This window comes from Bradyrhizobium sp. Unk1 (genome assembly GCF_059512345.1).
In genome coordinates, this window is the sequence record NZ_JCAMOP010000018.1 from 53,021 (window position 1) to 66,346 (window position 13,326).

The following is a 13,326-nucleotide window of genomic DNA, read 5'->3' on the forward strand; positions in this document are numbered from 1 at the left end:
TCGTCGCGCCGCTAAGATGAAACACCGAGTGTCTTCGCCCGCAGCGTATGCTTGCTGAAGCGAAATCAAGCCTGCCGGAGCCTTTGAAAATGAATCCCAAGCGTGAAGGCAGACAAATGGTCCTCGTCGGTCCTTCTCCAAAGAGGAGGGTGGCCATGGATCCGATGCCTCGAGCTGCTGCCCAGATGGCAAAATGCGTATTTCAGCCGAGTGAGGCGTGCTGCGCCATCTAAGGAAACCTCAGTACAATGAAAGCCATTTGAGATTGAAGTCGCACCTGGCCAGCTAGCAGGAAGTCCAGGACGGTAGGTCTTCGGCACCGAATACACTCCTGTGTCGACGAAATCCTATTTGCGCAATTCAGCGTCGGGCCGCAGATATAACGCTTCCGCACGGGCGAGTTCGCCGTACTTCAAAAGTTCGAAGACTTCGTCGAGAGTAGCAATATTCGGCTCAACGCTCGCGGTGTTTTCCTCAGCGATGATGCGACGGCAGACTTGTCGCATTGCCGCTACTGCCGCTCGCATGGAGTGGTTGGCCCAGATCACCGTGGAGATGCGGGCTTCACGGTATACAGAGATCGGCGTTCGGTAGTATTTCGTCGGAACGATCACGACGGGCAATCTGTTCTGCCAAGCGCGCGCGAACGAAAGGATTTCGTCCGCGGTGCTCCTTCGCGAATGAATGAGGATCGCATCTGCTCCCGCGTCGGCGTAGGCGTGAGCGCGCAAAAGTGCCTCGTCCGTCTCATACCCAGCGATCAACGCCTCAATCCTTGCCACCAGAACCAAGTCGTCTGCGACCGTATCCTTCACTGCCCGGAGGCGGCCCGAGAATTCGTCGATATCGGCGAGGGGGTGCCGATCCCCAACAAACGAGTTAATCTTCGGAAAACAGCTGTCCTCCAGTGCGACGCCGGCAGCGCCGCGCTGGAGGAGCTTGCGCGCCAGCAGGCGAGCATTGTTGAAATTCCCGAAGCCGCCGTCGCCGTCAACCAGGACAGGAAGTTGGCTTGAGTCCACGATCCGCTCGACCACCTCGACGAGGTGACTCCATGACGCCTCGTTGGCGTCGCGGTATCCAAGAGAGCAGGCGATCGACAGGCCCGACGCCCAGAGACCCTTGAAGCCTGCGCGCTCAGCAATCGACGCGGAGAGTCCGTCATGCGCTTCCATGAGGAAGGAAAGTTCACTGCTAGAACTGATTTGAGCGCGCAGCAGTTCAACAAGTGAGGGGTCAGCGGATTGATCAGGGCCGTTGGCGAGGAGAGATTGCGAGTGGTCTTGCATGCCGATTGCCTGTGCGTTGACCGGCCGACGTTCATCACTCGATAGGTGACACGGCGCTGTCATCTACATCAATTACGAGAGTTGATAGTTGACTGAGGCACAGAATTCGTACATCTCGACGCAGCCGCCCAGGGATGATGTCTAAATCGCTCCTCGAGCCTGCGGTCCCCAGCGGACGAAGCCCCCTAGCTCGGGGTGAAAAATCATCGACCTCGTCCGCTATCGGGACGAGCGCGGGACGCGGTTCAGCTGCGCCCAGGGCTCCGCGGGCCAATGATTGCCCCGGCCTAAGGCCCCAGGGTCTCTGATGTCGGGTGTTCATCTGTCGGGCCCATGACGCGTCCGACTAAGCAAATAGCGTTTACAATCAGGCTATCGAATTTGGCATGAGCAGAATGAGGCCATGTCAACAGCAGCGCCCGTGCAAGGAGCGGCAGTGGTGGCTTACAACATCATCAGCTCTCAGTTAATTGTCTGGGGCGGGCACGAAATCGATTGTTCCAATGACGCGACCCATCTCAATGCGCATGTGGTTTTGTCAGCATGACGATTATTGGATCGTGGTCCGCGATAACATCGCTATGCGCTCGCGCCACGGTGCTGCGCCTTTGCCTGACCCTCGACCTGCCGGCAACAATATTCGACAGACAGCCGTCTTCAAACGGCTTGAGGCCGAGGTTCGGCTCATGGACCTGGCGCGCCTTGCGGGCATCGTGGGCTGGGCACCAAAATCACCATCGGGATCAGGGATACTGCAACGCCCTTCGCCAGCCAGGAACTGGAAGAGATGGCTATCCGTCCAGCCAAATGCCGCCTGAAGCGCCAGATGCAGCCGATCAGGGCTGCCGGCCGTTGTCCTCCGGAAGACGTCGGCGGTGCGCCAGGCTATGCTGGATACCTCGATGCCATCCGCGACCCGCCCGAGGCGACACGCTGGAAAGGAAAGCTTTGGTGTAAATGAACGGATCTCGGCTCGCGAGCCGGGTGCTACGGCCCTTCACTGAGGATTCACCCCTGGCGGGAGGAGCGCCTGGTCAAAGGGTGATATCCAGCTCACACAGATGTTGACGCAAAGATCGACTGCTACAATTGTCGGTAAATGCCGCTGTTGCGTTTACGACATATGTCGCAATCCCGTCGATAGGGCACTGCAATTGGATGGCAGTCTCCCGAGAATGGACCGGCAATCTCCCAAGAACTTGTCCTACCGCGAGAGTTTGCGGGTGCCACTGAGTGGTATGGCATTTGCTGATCGCGTTCTAGTCCTCTCGGCTCCAGGAGAAATTTATGGCGGATGTGCAAGAGGTTGTGCTGTCGGAACGGGAAAGGCAGTGTTTGCGATGGGTCGAGGAGGGGAAGTCCTCCTGGGCCATTGGCGTCATCCTGGAAGTGAGCGAGAACACCGTCAACTTTCATGTCAAGAATGCGATGCGAAAGCTGGAAACGACCAGCCGTACCCAGTGCGTCGTCAAGGCGCGGCGTCAGCGTCTTATTTAACTTAACGGTCGCGCTTCCGTTCCTGCTGACGCAGATCCGGCGAAATGTAAGGCGCGACTGTGGGTTGCTCCGGCGAAACGCCAAGCAAATTACGCGCCCGCAGCTGTATAGCCATAATACAGGCGCTGTTGCTATGAACAGGGCGTGCTTTAGTTCGTCGCCGATCGTCACTGTGGGGCGCCGCGGACCACTAGGCGAGGTGAGATCATCGGCGCATAACGCTCTTGAAAGCTCGACGGCCGGTTGGGTCCCAATGTCAACGTTGTGATTGTTCCGTCCCCCTGCTGCGGACGCAGCGGTCGTATACGTGTCGCAAATTGAAGTGTGGTGATCGTAGCGGCTTGGGTACTGAAGCCGTGGTCATCGGAAAAGCGGCGTACACGGTGTGGGCCGGACACGATGACGGCAATCATAGTCCGTAAACGCAATCCCAAAAGCGCGCTACTGGTAGACGTTGCACGATACTCTAGCGCTCTGCGGCCTCAACCAAGTTCGCGCGATCCTCACGAAGCTTATTAGCTTAGTGAGCTACCTTTTCGCAGACCACCAATGCGAAGGTTGCGTTCTTCGATGATCTAGCGGATTCGAGTCGTAAGCTGAATAATGTTTGCGGCGGAACGCCGCGAGTCGGTTGTTTCTGAGTATCGCTGCGAATGAGATAGCGTTAGGCGAACGCAACCGCCTCAAGATAGTCCGATGCAGATGAAACCGACTAGTTCTTTGAGTTGTCGCTTGCGTAATGAAACGCGTGCCGGATCGAACAGTCGATGGTGCTTCCGTCTCTCATCTTAGGTCGTCGCACGGAACGAGGCAGGACGGCTAATGTTCAGGTGTATATCGATGTGAAGCACATCGAGCGGAATCAATGATTGGCCGATGATTGTCGACCGACAGAACCTGCGCGGAAGCCGGTGGGCTGCCTAATTGAAGGTTGAAGTGCGCACGCTCAAGAACATCGGTTAACGAGTGCCCGGCTCCGACGGGTCGGCGGATGCAGAAGGGCGGTCAATCCTTCGTTTTCTGCAGTTCTTCACGGGCTGGAATATCGAGCTCGATCTCACGCGCCACTTCGATGATGCTCTCTGGATGGCGCCCGTTCTTGAAGAGAGCGTATTTCAGAGCTTCAGCGCGGTTGATAAAAACCCCGCCAAACGCGCCCCGTTTTTCGCAAACAACCCAGTTACCGGCCCGATTTCTGCCGACAAAAACAATCGGGGAAGCGCAGTCACCTGAACGGGAATTGAGGACCTGTATCACCATGCCCCTTCGGTGGGATGACAGCTCATACTCACGTGGAACAACCCATAGCGGAAGTGCTCCGGCTCGCGATCATAAAGCGACTGTCGACTTGTGGTGCTACTCACATCGCAGCATTCGAAACCAGCATCACCGACTTCAAAGTTCGGCGATTTGGCCGCCAATCGGCAGTGGCCTTGCTGGGCGGCAAGTATTCATCAACCTGGAAGGAATAGCTCAAACGGAAACGGAGTTCTCCTATCAGTTCTGAGAAGAGGAAAAGGGGGCCTTACCATTGACTACCAGCTTTTTCGAAAGGGACATCACGCATGCGCGGCGTACCCCATTGAAGAAGAGGGCTGGGGCGGTGCTGACGCCGTGGAAAATGTGATGATCAATATACAAGATGCGACAGCCTTCGGGCTGTCGGCAGCGGCCGAACTCGTTGGGCTAAGGCAGCAGGATCTTGCTTTATCCCCGACGTTAGCGCGCGTTTTGAGCTAAGAGACCAGCCGGTGGGTAGTTAGACTGCTCACGTGCCGGCAATTCGCTTCAAGTCAACATGCGCCAACTGCCCCATTCGTTTCATCATCCCCCGGACGATGATAGCAGCACTTTCGATCCCGATGACTTGGCCTCGATGAGGACCTGAAGCGTCCGCTACGAGTGGTTGGTTGTTGATTAAACCCGCTGGCGGTTCCAGGCTTTACAAGGATACCGACTTCACGAAGTGCGGATGTCGCACCCAGCTTTCCGGCTTCGTTGCGCCCAGGGATCCTGCTTGAGCACGCGGGATCGGTTGTCCAGCGTGCCCGCTTACCGCGGACCGCATCGACCCGTCAACTTTGCGACAACCGCAAGCTGACAAGCTCAGGTACCGCCGATGATGGTACCCACCACCAGCTACACGACGCAAGGGAACGATTGGTTCGTGAAGGCGAGACCTTTCTCGCGGCGAATTGCCTCAACTTCGCGTCGTAAGAACCATGGGGACGCAGAACGCCAGTCGCGGGTTGCTAGCTCGTCTGTTCTTCGCCGAGAGTGCGGACTGATGAGGACGCATAGGCAGCTGAGACGAGCTTGTAACAACAGCATGCTTTCTCTTCGAGCAATTTGTGTTCATCGATCTGCAAGACGCCCCGCATCTTGCGAATCAACCCTTGCTCCTCGAAGCGGATCAATGTTTCGGTCACCCCGGCACGGCGCAGCCCCAGCACCGAGGAAAGGTAATCGTGGGTGACTGGCAGCACGCGGGCATCAACAGCTTCACTAGCAAGGCAAATCCAGCTCGCGAGGCGCTGTTCACGATGGTGCCGAACCCCGCACAATCCTGTCTGGACGCACTGAAATGTCAGCGCTTGCACGTACTCAAACAGATGGTCTCTGATCTCGGGATGCACCTTCATGATCCGACGAAGATCCTCGACGCGAATTCTGTACGCGTTTCCGGGGAAGACGACGACAGATTGGTTGCTTGAAAGATGTGCTGCCCACAAGAAAGAAGTGCCGACGACGCCCCGATAGCCTATGACTGCCGTTTCGAGCATGCTGCCCGCGGCAACAACTCTTAGCGAGACGAGGCCGCTCTCTACAAAGTAGACGTGCTCGACCGGTCTTTTTGGCTCTTGCAGAACCATCCGTTCGTTCAAGACGACCGGCTTGAGGCACTCCCCTATTGCCGCAAGCTGCTGGATAGAAAGACGCGCCAGGATTGTGTTCTTCACAAAGGGCCGTTTCGCAAGACGCACCGGAAGAGAACGCAGAGGCTCCGGTCGTGTGCCAGGCAGCTGCTTGAGAGCTCTATCTTGAGAGCAGTCAAGCACTTCGAAGACGGCGGGCACGCGATCGGTCATGGTCCCTCTCCTGATAGAGGCTGCTAGCCTGCGCCTGACCGTAACGAGAACGTGATTGCGACTATAGCAAACGTCTTCATCTTGATTGATGCAACGAATAACTCATCGGCGCCCAAATCCCGCGTTCGCGGGCCAGTCTTCGACGAATTTCGACCAAGCGATTGGACGTGTTCGCACCGGCTCGGACTCAACGCGCCACATTCTTGCTTTTGCACCTTGTCGCTAGCGATACGATGATCGCGTCCATGACATTGCCGTATGACCGGGCGCTACGTGCGTCTTTTCTCGCTATCTTGGTTGAGATCCCAAGAAGCCAACTGAGAGCGGAACGATCAGGTCAACAGCTCGATAGCGGGCGCGAGATGATCGCCCGCATCTGTTCAATCAATCGTCTGGGGGAAACTCAACCGGAACAGCAAATCCAACCTTTACGCGATTCAATATGACAATGCTCTTAAAGCCCTTGATGTCGCGATTCTCGTAGAAGAAGCGCCGCGTGAACTGCTCGTATTCCTCCATGGACCGCGCGGTAATGTACAGGACGAAGTCGGCATCGCCGGTGACGTAAAAGCCATTGACGACGTCGATTGATGATTTGATGGCTTTTTTAAACCTATCGATAATATCGGCGCTTTCTTTCTCCAAGGTCACCAGTGCAAGCACTTGAATAGGTCGTCCGACTGCCCTCGGCGACAAAACCGACACGTCGGCCTGGATGATGCCCTCCGAGCGGAGCCTCTTCAACCGTCGTTGGCAGGCGGTAGGAGAGATCCCAGCCATCTCGCCAATCACCTCTGAAGTCAGACGGTTATTCTTCTGCACGATCTCGAGAATGCGGGCATCTATCCGGTCGTACTGCATAACCACCTCCGGCCTGAGATGAATTTCGCCGCGAGATGATCAATCCGCGCAGGAAATCCTCGACTTTGAAAAATACGAGGAAATCTTCCGTGACAAACGCCCAACTTGGATGGGTATTGATCAAAGTAGGAGGGCCTTACCGTCGGCATTCTGCGGCGCGGCAGGGAGGGAAGCCGCAAAGCCGGCCTTTCGGATAAGATCCGGGCCTTCGTTTTTCGGCAAAGATGTGAACCAAAGCGAAACCGAAACGCAATCGAGCCGTGCCGCGTGATAAATTCGTGCGGAAACGGCATCTTGATTGAGGCCAGCCAGCTACTCGCCCTGACGAGCGCGCGCCAAGGCGCCGTTTCGCCTCTGAGAGGCGAACCTTTGGGAGCGACTTCGTCCTCCAGCTCGATAGCAGCCGCAACATGAAATCATGACTGCGATGGTGCATGCACCAACTGCGGCGCTCCGGTACAACCCGGATCGCAAAGGGCCTTTGTACGCGGCTCGTTTTGCGCGAGTCAGCCGCGACCGGCACAGGCTGTAGCCTGCTCGCAACCCCATCTTGCTGGAGACGCGAAGCGCTGTCCTCGGCCGCATTTTCGGCGGTGATGTTGCTGTCGACGCACACATCAGTGCGCAAGTTACAGCTCATATTCTCCGCGAGCTGGGTACGGTTCCGTACGAAGTCATTAAGGACGCACGCCCCGCCAAACTGGTCGAACATTCGAGCTGCAATTTCGTTCGTTGGCGCGTAGTCGGTAGCGCCTACACTGCTAGTGCCGCCGGCAGAGCATTAAGCCCACCACATCGGAGGTATCCTCCTCACGGTATGAACAGGGCATGTTATGGAAGCGGACCTATCACCGCGCAGGGCGACAACCTGATACAGTCAAGGTTGTGAGCCGCGGCAGTTTGAGAGAAGAAGCTTCTCTGCAGGTTACTACCTCGTATTCGGATGCGCGCTGATCGCCGCGGGCGGACCACGCCAGGACTCTATGATGACCGTCTATATCATACCGTCGGAAGGCCGGAGCGGGCGGCCGATATTGGCGAGCAGGATCTGCGACATCCAGAGGATTGACTACTCTATAGGCTCGTCAATGCGCGCTGGCGGCATTCAAATGGTGCCGATCAGGACGGTGACCTCGCCACAGCGCCCGAGTCTTCGTAGCGTCGAGGCCATTGTGCGTCGTCGCCTATAACGACAACGCTCTGCGTGTACGCATCAAATCGATGAAGCCAAACGCCGTCCTGCCTTAATCCGACATCTCGTCGCCTCATTCGCCACGACTGCCTCGAAGTCCTGGATGGATGCTGCAATCGGACCGTTTTGCTCGACCGGTCAGCTTCTCGAAAGCTAGACCTACCATCCTGGAGAAGTGGAGATATCTCGGGGCTGATCTGCGTCTGCAGCAAACGTTAACATCGTCAAACGGAGTTGCGAGATGGTTCGAATCCAAGACACGCTCGATACGGCAACGTTAGACCCCGCCAGCACATCAGCCGCCACCGGGCAAGATGAAACCATAGGTCAAACGGCCTTTGACCAGCACCTGGACGAGAGACCACAAGAGCAACTAGCTAGTGCAGGTTCTTCCGATCCCAGTGTATCGGACGAGGTGGAGGAACGCCTTGATGCTGTCAACCAGCAACGCGATTTGAAGCTTGTCGTCATTTCGAACCGCATTGCGCCGTTCGACCCCAGTAAACCCCAGACCGGCGGGCTCGCCGCGGCTCTCGAGCCGGTGGTGGAACGTTCCGGCGCGGTTTGGATAGGCTCTTCGGAGACCCGCGGCGACGGGATCGAGCGGTCCCTGCCACTGGTGCCGACTGGTGCAGGCCACGTCGCCAGGCTCGATCTGCCGGCCGCGGACCATGCCGGCTACTATCGAGGTTATTCGAATTCAACGTTGTGGCCAGCATTGCACTCCTTGCCGGACCGCATGTCGGGATCGGAAGAGGATTATGGCAGCTACCGAAGGATCAACGACTTCATCGCGCGCGCGGCTTTCGACGTACGAGATAGGGACGCATTCTGGGTTCATGATTATCATCTGCTTCCGCTTGGGGCCGAGCTGAAAGACCTGGGCATTGAGCGGCCAACCGGCTTTTTCCTCCATACGCCATGGCCCACGCCCGACATGATAGAGTGTGTACCCAACCATCGCGAACTGATGAAATCGATGGTGAAGTACGATCTGCTGGGCTTTCAGACGAACCCGGATCTAAACAATTTCCTGGCCTGCCTGCGAACCCATTTCGGGCTGGAGAGCAAGGATGGCGTTGTGACCACGGACCATGGCCAGACGCGACTTCAAACATTCCCAATCGGTATCGATCCCGAGCAGTTCGCAGCGTATCTTGCGGCAGACCTCTCTCCCGCAGAGCAAGAAAAAGTCTCGTCATTATTGCAAAAATTTCAGGGCGCCAAGTTTGCCATCGGCGCAGACCGGCTCGACTACACGAAAGGCATCGATAAACGGGTCGAAGCGTTCAATGAGCTTTTGAAGAAGGAGCCGCGGAGCATCTCGCTGTTACAGATCGCCCCGTCCTCGCGCGCCGACGTCGACGAGTATCAGAAGTACAAGGAGGACGTGGAGAATGCGATCAACCACGTCAATGACGATCATGGCACCGACGAGCGGAGGCCGATCCACTACACGAATGACTCGTTCAGCCAGGCTGCACTCGCGCGCCTCTACCGCGAGGCACATGTAGGTGTGGTCACGCCGCTGCGTGACGGCATGAATCTGGTAGCGAAAGAATATGTTGCTGCCCAAGACCCGGAGGATCCCGGCGTTCTGGTCCTATCGAAGTTTGCGGGGGCGGCTGAAGACTTCAACGAGGACGAGGCGCTGCTGGTGGATCCAAACGATCCCAATGAAATCGCAGACGCTATTTCAAGAGCGGCCAGCATGCCGCTTGAGGAGCGTGTCCAGCGCTGGCGGTCGATGATGGACAAAATTGAATCCTATACCATCCACGACTGGTCGGCAGACTACGTCCGGGAGCTGGACAAAAGCCGTGTCACCGTTCCGGCTGATCAGTGCCTTATTCTCGGTCGCGGCTGGACCAACGTGGCTCAGATGCCGCTGTACCGGAACCATGCCGACGCGCTGGCCACCTACAACGAGATCGACCCCGCGGATGTCGCCCTGAAGGAGGCTGCCCGTGCAGACGAGAAGAAGGCTTATGAAGCGCTAGAGACGCGACTGATGCACACACAGGGCAGACTCTGGGAGCTGCCGATAGCCACAGCTTCGCTCAGCGGTCCTTCCGAACAAGCGCCCATTGTCGGGGAGAATTGAGCAGGCGAGGAGCACAGCGACGGCAGATTACGCTGTTCTGCAGCAGCACAGAGGAACGATCCAGATCTTTAGCGCTGCTGACGCGGTTCTTGCAGGTTGCGCAAGCCTGGGTGATGACCGGGAATGTTGAACGAGCTGCATCAAGGTATCACGCGAGTGATCCATAATGGAGCGGGCGGTGTGCAGCCAACGCGTTGTTCCGTACCCGTAGACGATGCTTATGCAAGTGGCGTCCGCATCAGCGAGCTTTTGGTCGTTCCGCGCCGGAAGGCTGCCCGTTGCAATGGAGGCCCGCAAGCACCGTTAGCACAGAGTGGCTCGCACTCGCCTCGCGCCTGCCAAGCTGCTCCGCCAGCAGCGGGCATTCTCGATCGACATCGCCCCTTTGTCCTTTGGTACGCCTTCGATGAAGGACCACGGGCTCGTGCGCCCGTTGCCGCTGGTAGGGTCGGGATTGTTTGAGCCTGACCCTAGCGACAAAAGAACTGCTGATGACAGCTTCGTTTCGTCATCTTATCGAAAGATAGAACCTGACCCGGCGCTTGAACCCGTTTGGTTAGAGCCTCGACCTCAAGACGCGTTGCTACTAAGAGCCGTAGTCTTTGGTTCTGCCCTCATCGTCTTGAGTGCAATCCCCTGGGAAGGACGCTGCTCTTTGTCATGATGACCCCGTCGACAAATCTGCCAAATGAAATTGCCCGAAGGGATGTATACAGGCGGGGGCATCCGTTCTTGGCCGCCGAAACCTAAAAGACCGGTGCCATCTGACAGACTGTCCGGCCGACACGTCGTCGGTGTCTGCTTGGCAACCAGTGTTGCGAAGCGGACATCGTGCTTCAGCCGGAGCGGTTGAGACTTGCGACTCTTTAGCCGGCACGCAGCTTGCAGTGAACAGCCCGCGACATAGCGCAAGCCGCGCTATGTCATGCGCTTGCGCGCTTTCCGCCGCTTCTGCTCGACGCGCCAGGCGTGCGAGCGTGGCCGCCTATCTCATCGGGAGGAAGTCCACGAGCACACCACCACTCTTCTCCGCGGTGTTGCCTTTGGCTGCCAGCGCCACGTCGACGGCGCTTTCACAGGAGCGAACGACCTTGGCGACGACGAATGATCCATTCCTCTGGCTCGAGGACATCGAAGGACAAGGCGCATTGGCTTGGGTTCGCGCCGAGAACGAGAAGACGCTCGGGGTGCTCCAGTCAGATCCTCGCTATCGGCGCTTCTACGAACAGGCGCTCTCCATCCTGCAGGCCAAGGATCGGATCGCATATGTTTCATTGGAACGGCGCGGTTTGGACAATTTCTGGCAAGACGAGAACCAGGTGCGCGGCGTCTGGCGGCGCACCACGCTCGAGAGCTATCGTAGCCAAGACCCACAGTGGGAGACCATCCTCGACGTGGACGCCTTGGCGGTCGCCGAGAACAGGAATTGGATCTTTCAAGGTGCCAGCTGCCTTCCGCCTGAAGAGCGCCTCTGCCTGATCAGTCTTTCCGATGGCGGCAAGGACGCCGCGTCCATACGAGAGTTCGACCGCGACGCCAAGGCGTTCGTTGCGGACGGCTTTTATCTGCCAGAGGGCAAGCAGCACGTCAGCTGGGTCGATGGCGACACACTCCTTGTTGCGCGGGACTGGGGCGAGGCGACTTTGACGCAAGCCGGATACCCCTTTGTCGTGAAGGAGCTCAAACGCGCTCAGCCGCTCAGTGAGGCTCGCGAGATCTTTCGTGGCGAGCCCACCGACGTTCAGACGCGCCCTTTCGTGCTTCGTGACAGCGAGGGTCGTATTCATGTGACCGGCGCGACCCGCGTGATCAGCTCTTCCGAGTACGAGTATGTGGTCTTCCGCCCCGATGGGCCCGTCAAGCTCAATCTGCCGAAGAAGGCCGCGATGATAGGACTAGTGGGTGGTCGCCTGCTTGTGAAGCTGGACGAAGAATGGACGCCGCCCGGCGATATCAGCTTCGCCGCCGGATCGCTGATTTCGTATGACTTGGCCCAATGGAAGCAGGATCCGCTGCGCGCCAAGGCCTCGCTTGTCTTCCAACCTGGGCCCCGCCAGGCCCTGAGCGAGTTAGGGGCCACAAAGAATTTGTTAATCTTGACGATCCTTGAGAACGTTCAGAGCAAAGCGTTCGTTTATAAGTACGATCAGGGAGCTTGGTCGGCGACGCCGATCCCGCTGCCGGAACATACCGATGTCAGCCTGTCAGCCGCCTCCGATGAAGCGGACCAGGCCATGTTCACCGTCTCGAGCTATCTCAGACCAACCTCAGTCTGGTATTTTGATGCCGAAAGCAAAGGCCTTGAGGAATTGAAGAAGACACCTTCCGTCTTCGATGCGTCCAACCACGTCGTGGAGCAGTTCGAAGCCACTTCGCGTGATGGCACGTCAATTCCCTACTTTCTGGTGCGACCGAAGAACGCGAGATTTGACGGCGCAATTCCGACACTTCTTTATGGCTATGGCGGGTTCCAGATTCCGCTTCTCCCCTCTTATCTGGGACCCGTGGGGCGGCTATGGCTCGAGCAAGGCAATGCCTATGTCGTTGCGAACCTGCGCGGGGGCGGCGAGTTTGGCCCACAATGGCATCAAGCCGCCCAAGCGGCAACGAAGCAGACGACATGGGATGACTTCATTGCCGTTGCCGAGGACCTGATCCGCCGGAAGATCACCAGTCCGCGCCGGCTAGGCGCAATTGGCGGCAGCCAGGGCGGTCTGCTTGTTGGCGCCGCAATCACCCAACGTCCCGAACTCTTCAACGCGGCGATCATCCAGGTGCCGCTGTTTGACATGCTTCGATACACCAGCCTTGGCGCGGGCGCCTCCTGGATCGGCGAGTACGGTGACCCCGCCATCGCCGAGCAGCGTGCGTGGATCGAAGGCTACTCGCCCTATCAGAAGCTGGTGGCGGGCAAGACTTATCCCGTTCCCTTAATTCTTACCTCCACGAAGGACGACCGCGTGCATCCAGCGCACGGCCGCAAGGCTGCCGCGAAGCTCGCCGCGCTGGGCCAGCCTTACTTCTATTACGAGAACATCGACGGGGGACACAGCGCCGCGGCCAATCTCATGGAATATGCGCGTGAACTGGCCCTTGAATTCACCTATGCATCGAGGCGGCTTTGTTCTGAGTAAGTTCGGAGGACGGGCTGATCGAAGCCGATAAGGTCAAACGCTTCGTCATATCGACGTCGCTACCCCGGACAGTCGAATTCATCCAGCCGCCAGCAAGGCGATACCACTGAACGAGCCGATCGTAGGCAAGATGAACCGAGTCAGGTGCGCAAGTTACCGG

The 13,326-nt window shown here is 57.7% G+C and carries 9 protein-coding genes; 4 read left to right on the forward strand and 5 right to left on the reverse strand.

The features are described 5' to 3' along the window. Positions 1–347 precede the first annotated feature (347 nt). Together aepX and AC5ZFO_RS23435 are read right to left on the reverse strand one after the other, a co-directional pair. Positions 348–1,220 (reverse strand): phosphoenolpyruvate mutase, encoded by an 873-nt coding sequence (gene aepX, locus AC5ZFO_RS23430; protein WP_496122716.1) that lies wholly within the window; start codon positions 1,218–1,220, stop codon positions 348–350. Between the two features lie 619 nt (positions 1,221–1,839). Next, entirely contained in the window at positions 1,840–2,178 is a 339-nt protein-coding gene (locus tag AC5ZFO_RS23435) for an IS1096 element passenger TnpR family protein (RefSeq protein WP_496122717.1), read from the reverse strand. Here AC5ZFO_RS23435 and AC5ZFO_RS23440 point away from each other — a divergent pair. After that, positions 2,116–2,250 carry an IS1096 element passenger TnpR family protein gene (locus AC5ZFO_RS23440; RefSeq protein ID WP_496122718.1) on the forward strand — a complete coding sequence of 45 codons (135 nt, stop codon included), beginning with the start codon at positions 2,116–2,118 and terminating at the stop codon, positions 2,248–2,250. The two genes, AC5ZFO_RS23435 and AC5ZFO_RS23440, sit on opposite strands and share 63 nt — an antisense overlap. A 326-nt stretch (positions 2,251–2,576) precedes the next feature. Further along, positions 2,577–2,786 carry a response regulator transcription factor gene (locus AC5ZFO_RS23445; RefSeq protein ID WP_091967237.1) on the forward strand — a complete coding sequence of 70 codons (210 nt, stop codon included), beginning with the start codon at positions 2,577–2,579 and terminating at the stop codon, positions 2,784–2,786. Positions 2,787–3,791: 1,005 nt separating this feature from the next. Here AC5ZFO_RS23445 and AC5ZFO_RS23450 read toward each other — a convergent pair. The 3 genes from AC5ZFO_RS23450 to AC5ZFO_RS23460 all read right to left on the reverse strand — a co-directional run bounded on the left by AC5ZFO_RS23450 (position 3,792) and on the right by AC5ZFO_RS23460 (position 6,736). After that, a complete protein-coding gene (locus tag AC5ZFO_RS23450; RefSeq protein ID WP_496122627.1) occupies positions 3,792–4,046 on the reverse strand; it encodes a hypothetical protein in 255 nt (84 codons plus the stop codon). 992 nt (positions 4,047–5,038) lie between these two features. Continuing rightward, a complete protein-coding gene (locus tag AC5ZFO_RS23455) occupies positions 5,039–5,875 on the reverse strand; it encodes a Crp/Fnr family transcriptional regulator (protein ID WP_496122628.1) in 837 nt (278 codons plus the stop codon). Between the two features lie 384 nt (positions 5,876–6,259). Next, on the reverse strand, positions 6,260–6,736 hold the full coding sequence (locus tag AC5ZFO_RS23460) for an Lrp/AsnC family transcriptional regulator (RefSeq protein WP_496122629.1): 477 nt from the start codon (positions 6,734–6,736) through the stop codon (positions 6,260–6,262). Between the two features lie 1,433 nt (positions 6,737–8,169). Here AC5ZFO_RS23460 and AC5ZFO_RS23465 point away from each other — a divergent pair. Then, positions 8,170–10,032 carry an alpha,alpha-trehalose-phosphate synthase (UDP-forming) gene (locus AC5ZFO_RS23465; RefSeq protein ID WP_496122630.1) on the forward strand — a complete coding sequence of 621 codons (1,863 nt, stop codon included), beginning with the start codon at positions 8,170–8,172 and terminating at the stop codon, positions 10,030–10,032. Between the two features lie 977 nt (positions 10,033–11,009). Next, the gene (locus tag AC5ZFO_RS23470; protein WP_496122631.1) at positions 11,010–13,166 is read left to right on the forward strand and encodes a prolyl oligopeptidase family serine peptidase; all 2,157 of its coding nucleotides are present in this window, start codon (positions 11,010–11,012) and stop codon (positions 13,164–13,166) included. The last annotated feature ends 160 nt before the right edge of the window (positions 13,167–13,326 follow it).

Excerpts from the sequence above, each read along its gene's own strand:
- AC5ZFO_RS23450 (WP_496122627.1), bottom strand. The coding sequence starts at position 4,046 with ATGGTGATACAGGTCCTCAATTCCCGTTCAGGTGACTGCGCTTCCCCG.
- AC5ZFO_RS23445 (WP_091967237.1), top strand. The coding sequence starts at position 2,577 with ATGGCGGATGTGCAAGAGGTTGTGCTGTCGGAACGGGAAAGGCAGTGT.
- AC5ZFO_RS23455 (WP_496122628.1), bottom strand. The coding sequence starts at position 5,875 with ATGACCGATCGCGTGCCCGCCGTCTTCGAAGTGCTTGACTGCTCTCAA.
- AC5ZFO_RS23465 (WP_496122630.1), top strand. The coding sequence starts at position 8,170 with ATGGTTCGAATCCAAGACACGCTCGATACGGCAACGTTAGACCCCGCC.
- AC5ZFO_RS23460 (WP_496122629.1), bottom strand. The coding sequence starts at position 6,736 with ATGCAGTACGACCGGATAGATGCCCGCATTCTCGAGATCGTGCAGAAG.
- AC5ZFO_RS23440 (WP_496122718.1), top strand. The coding sequence starts at position 2,116 with ATGCAGCCGATCAGGGCTGCCGGCCGTTGTCCTCCGGAAGACGTCGGC.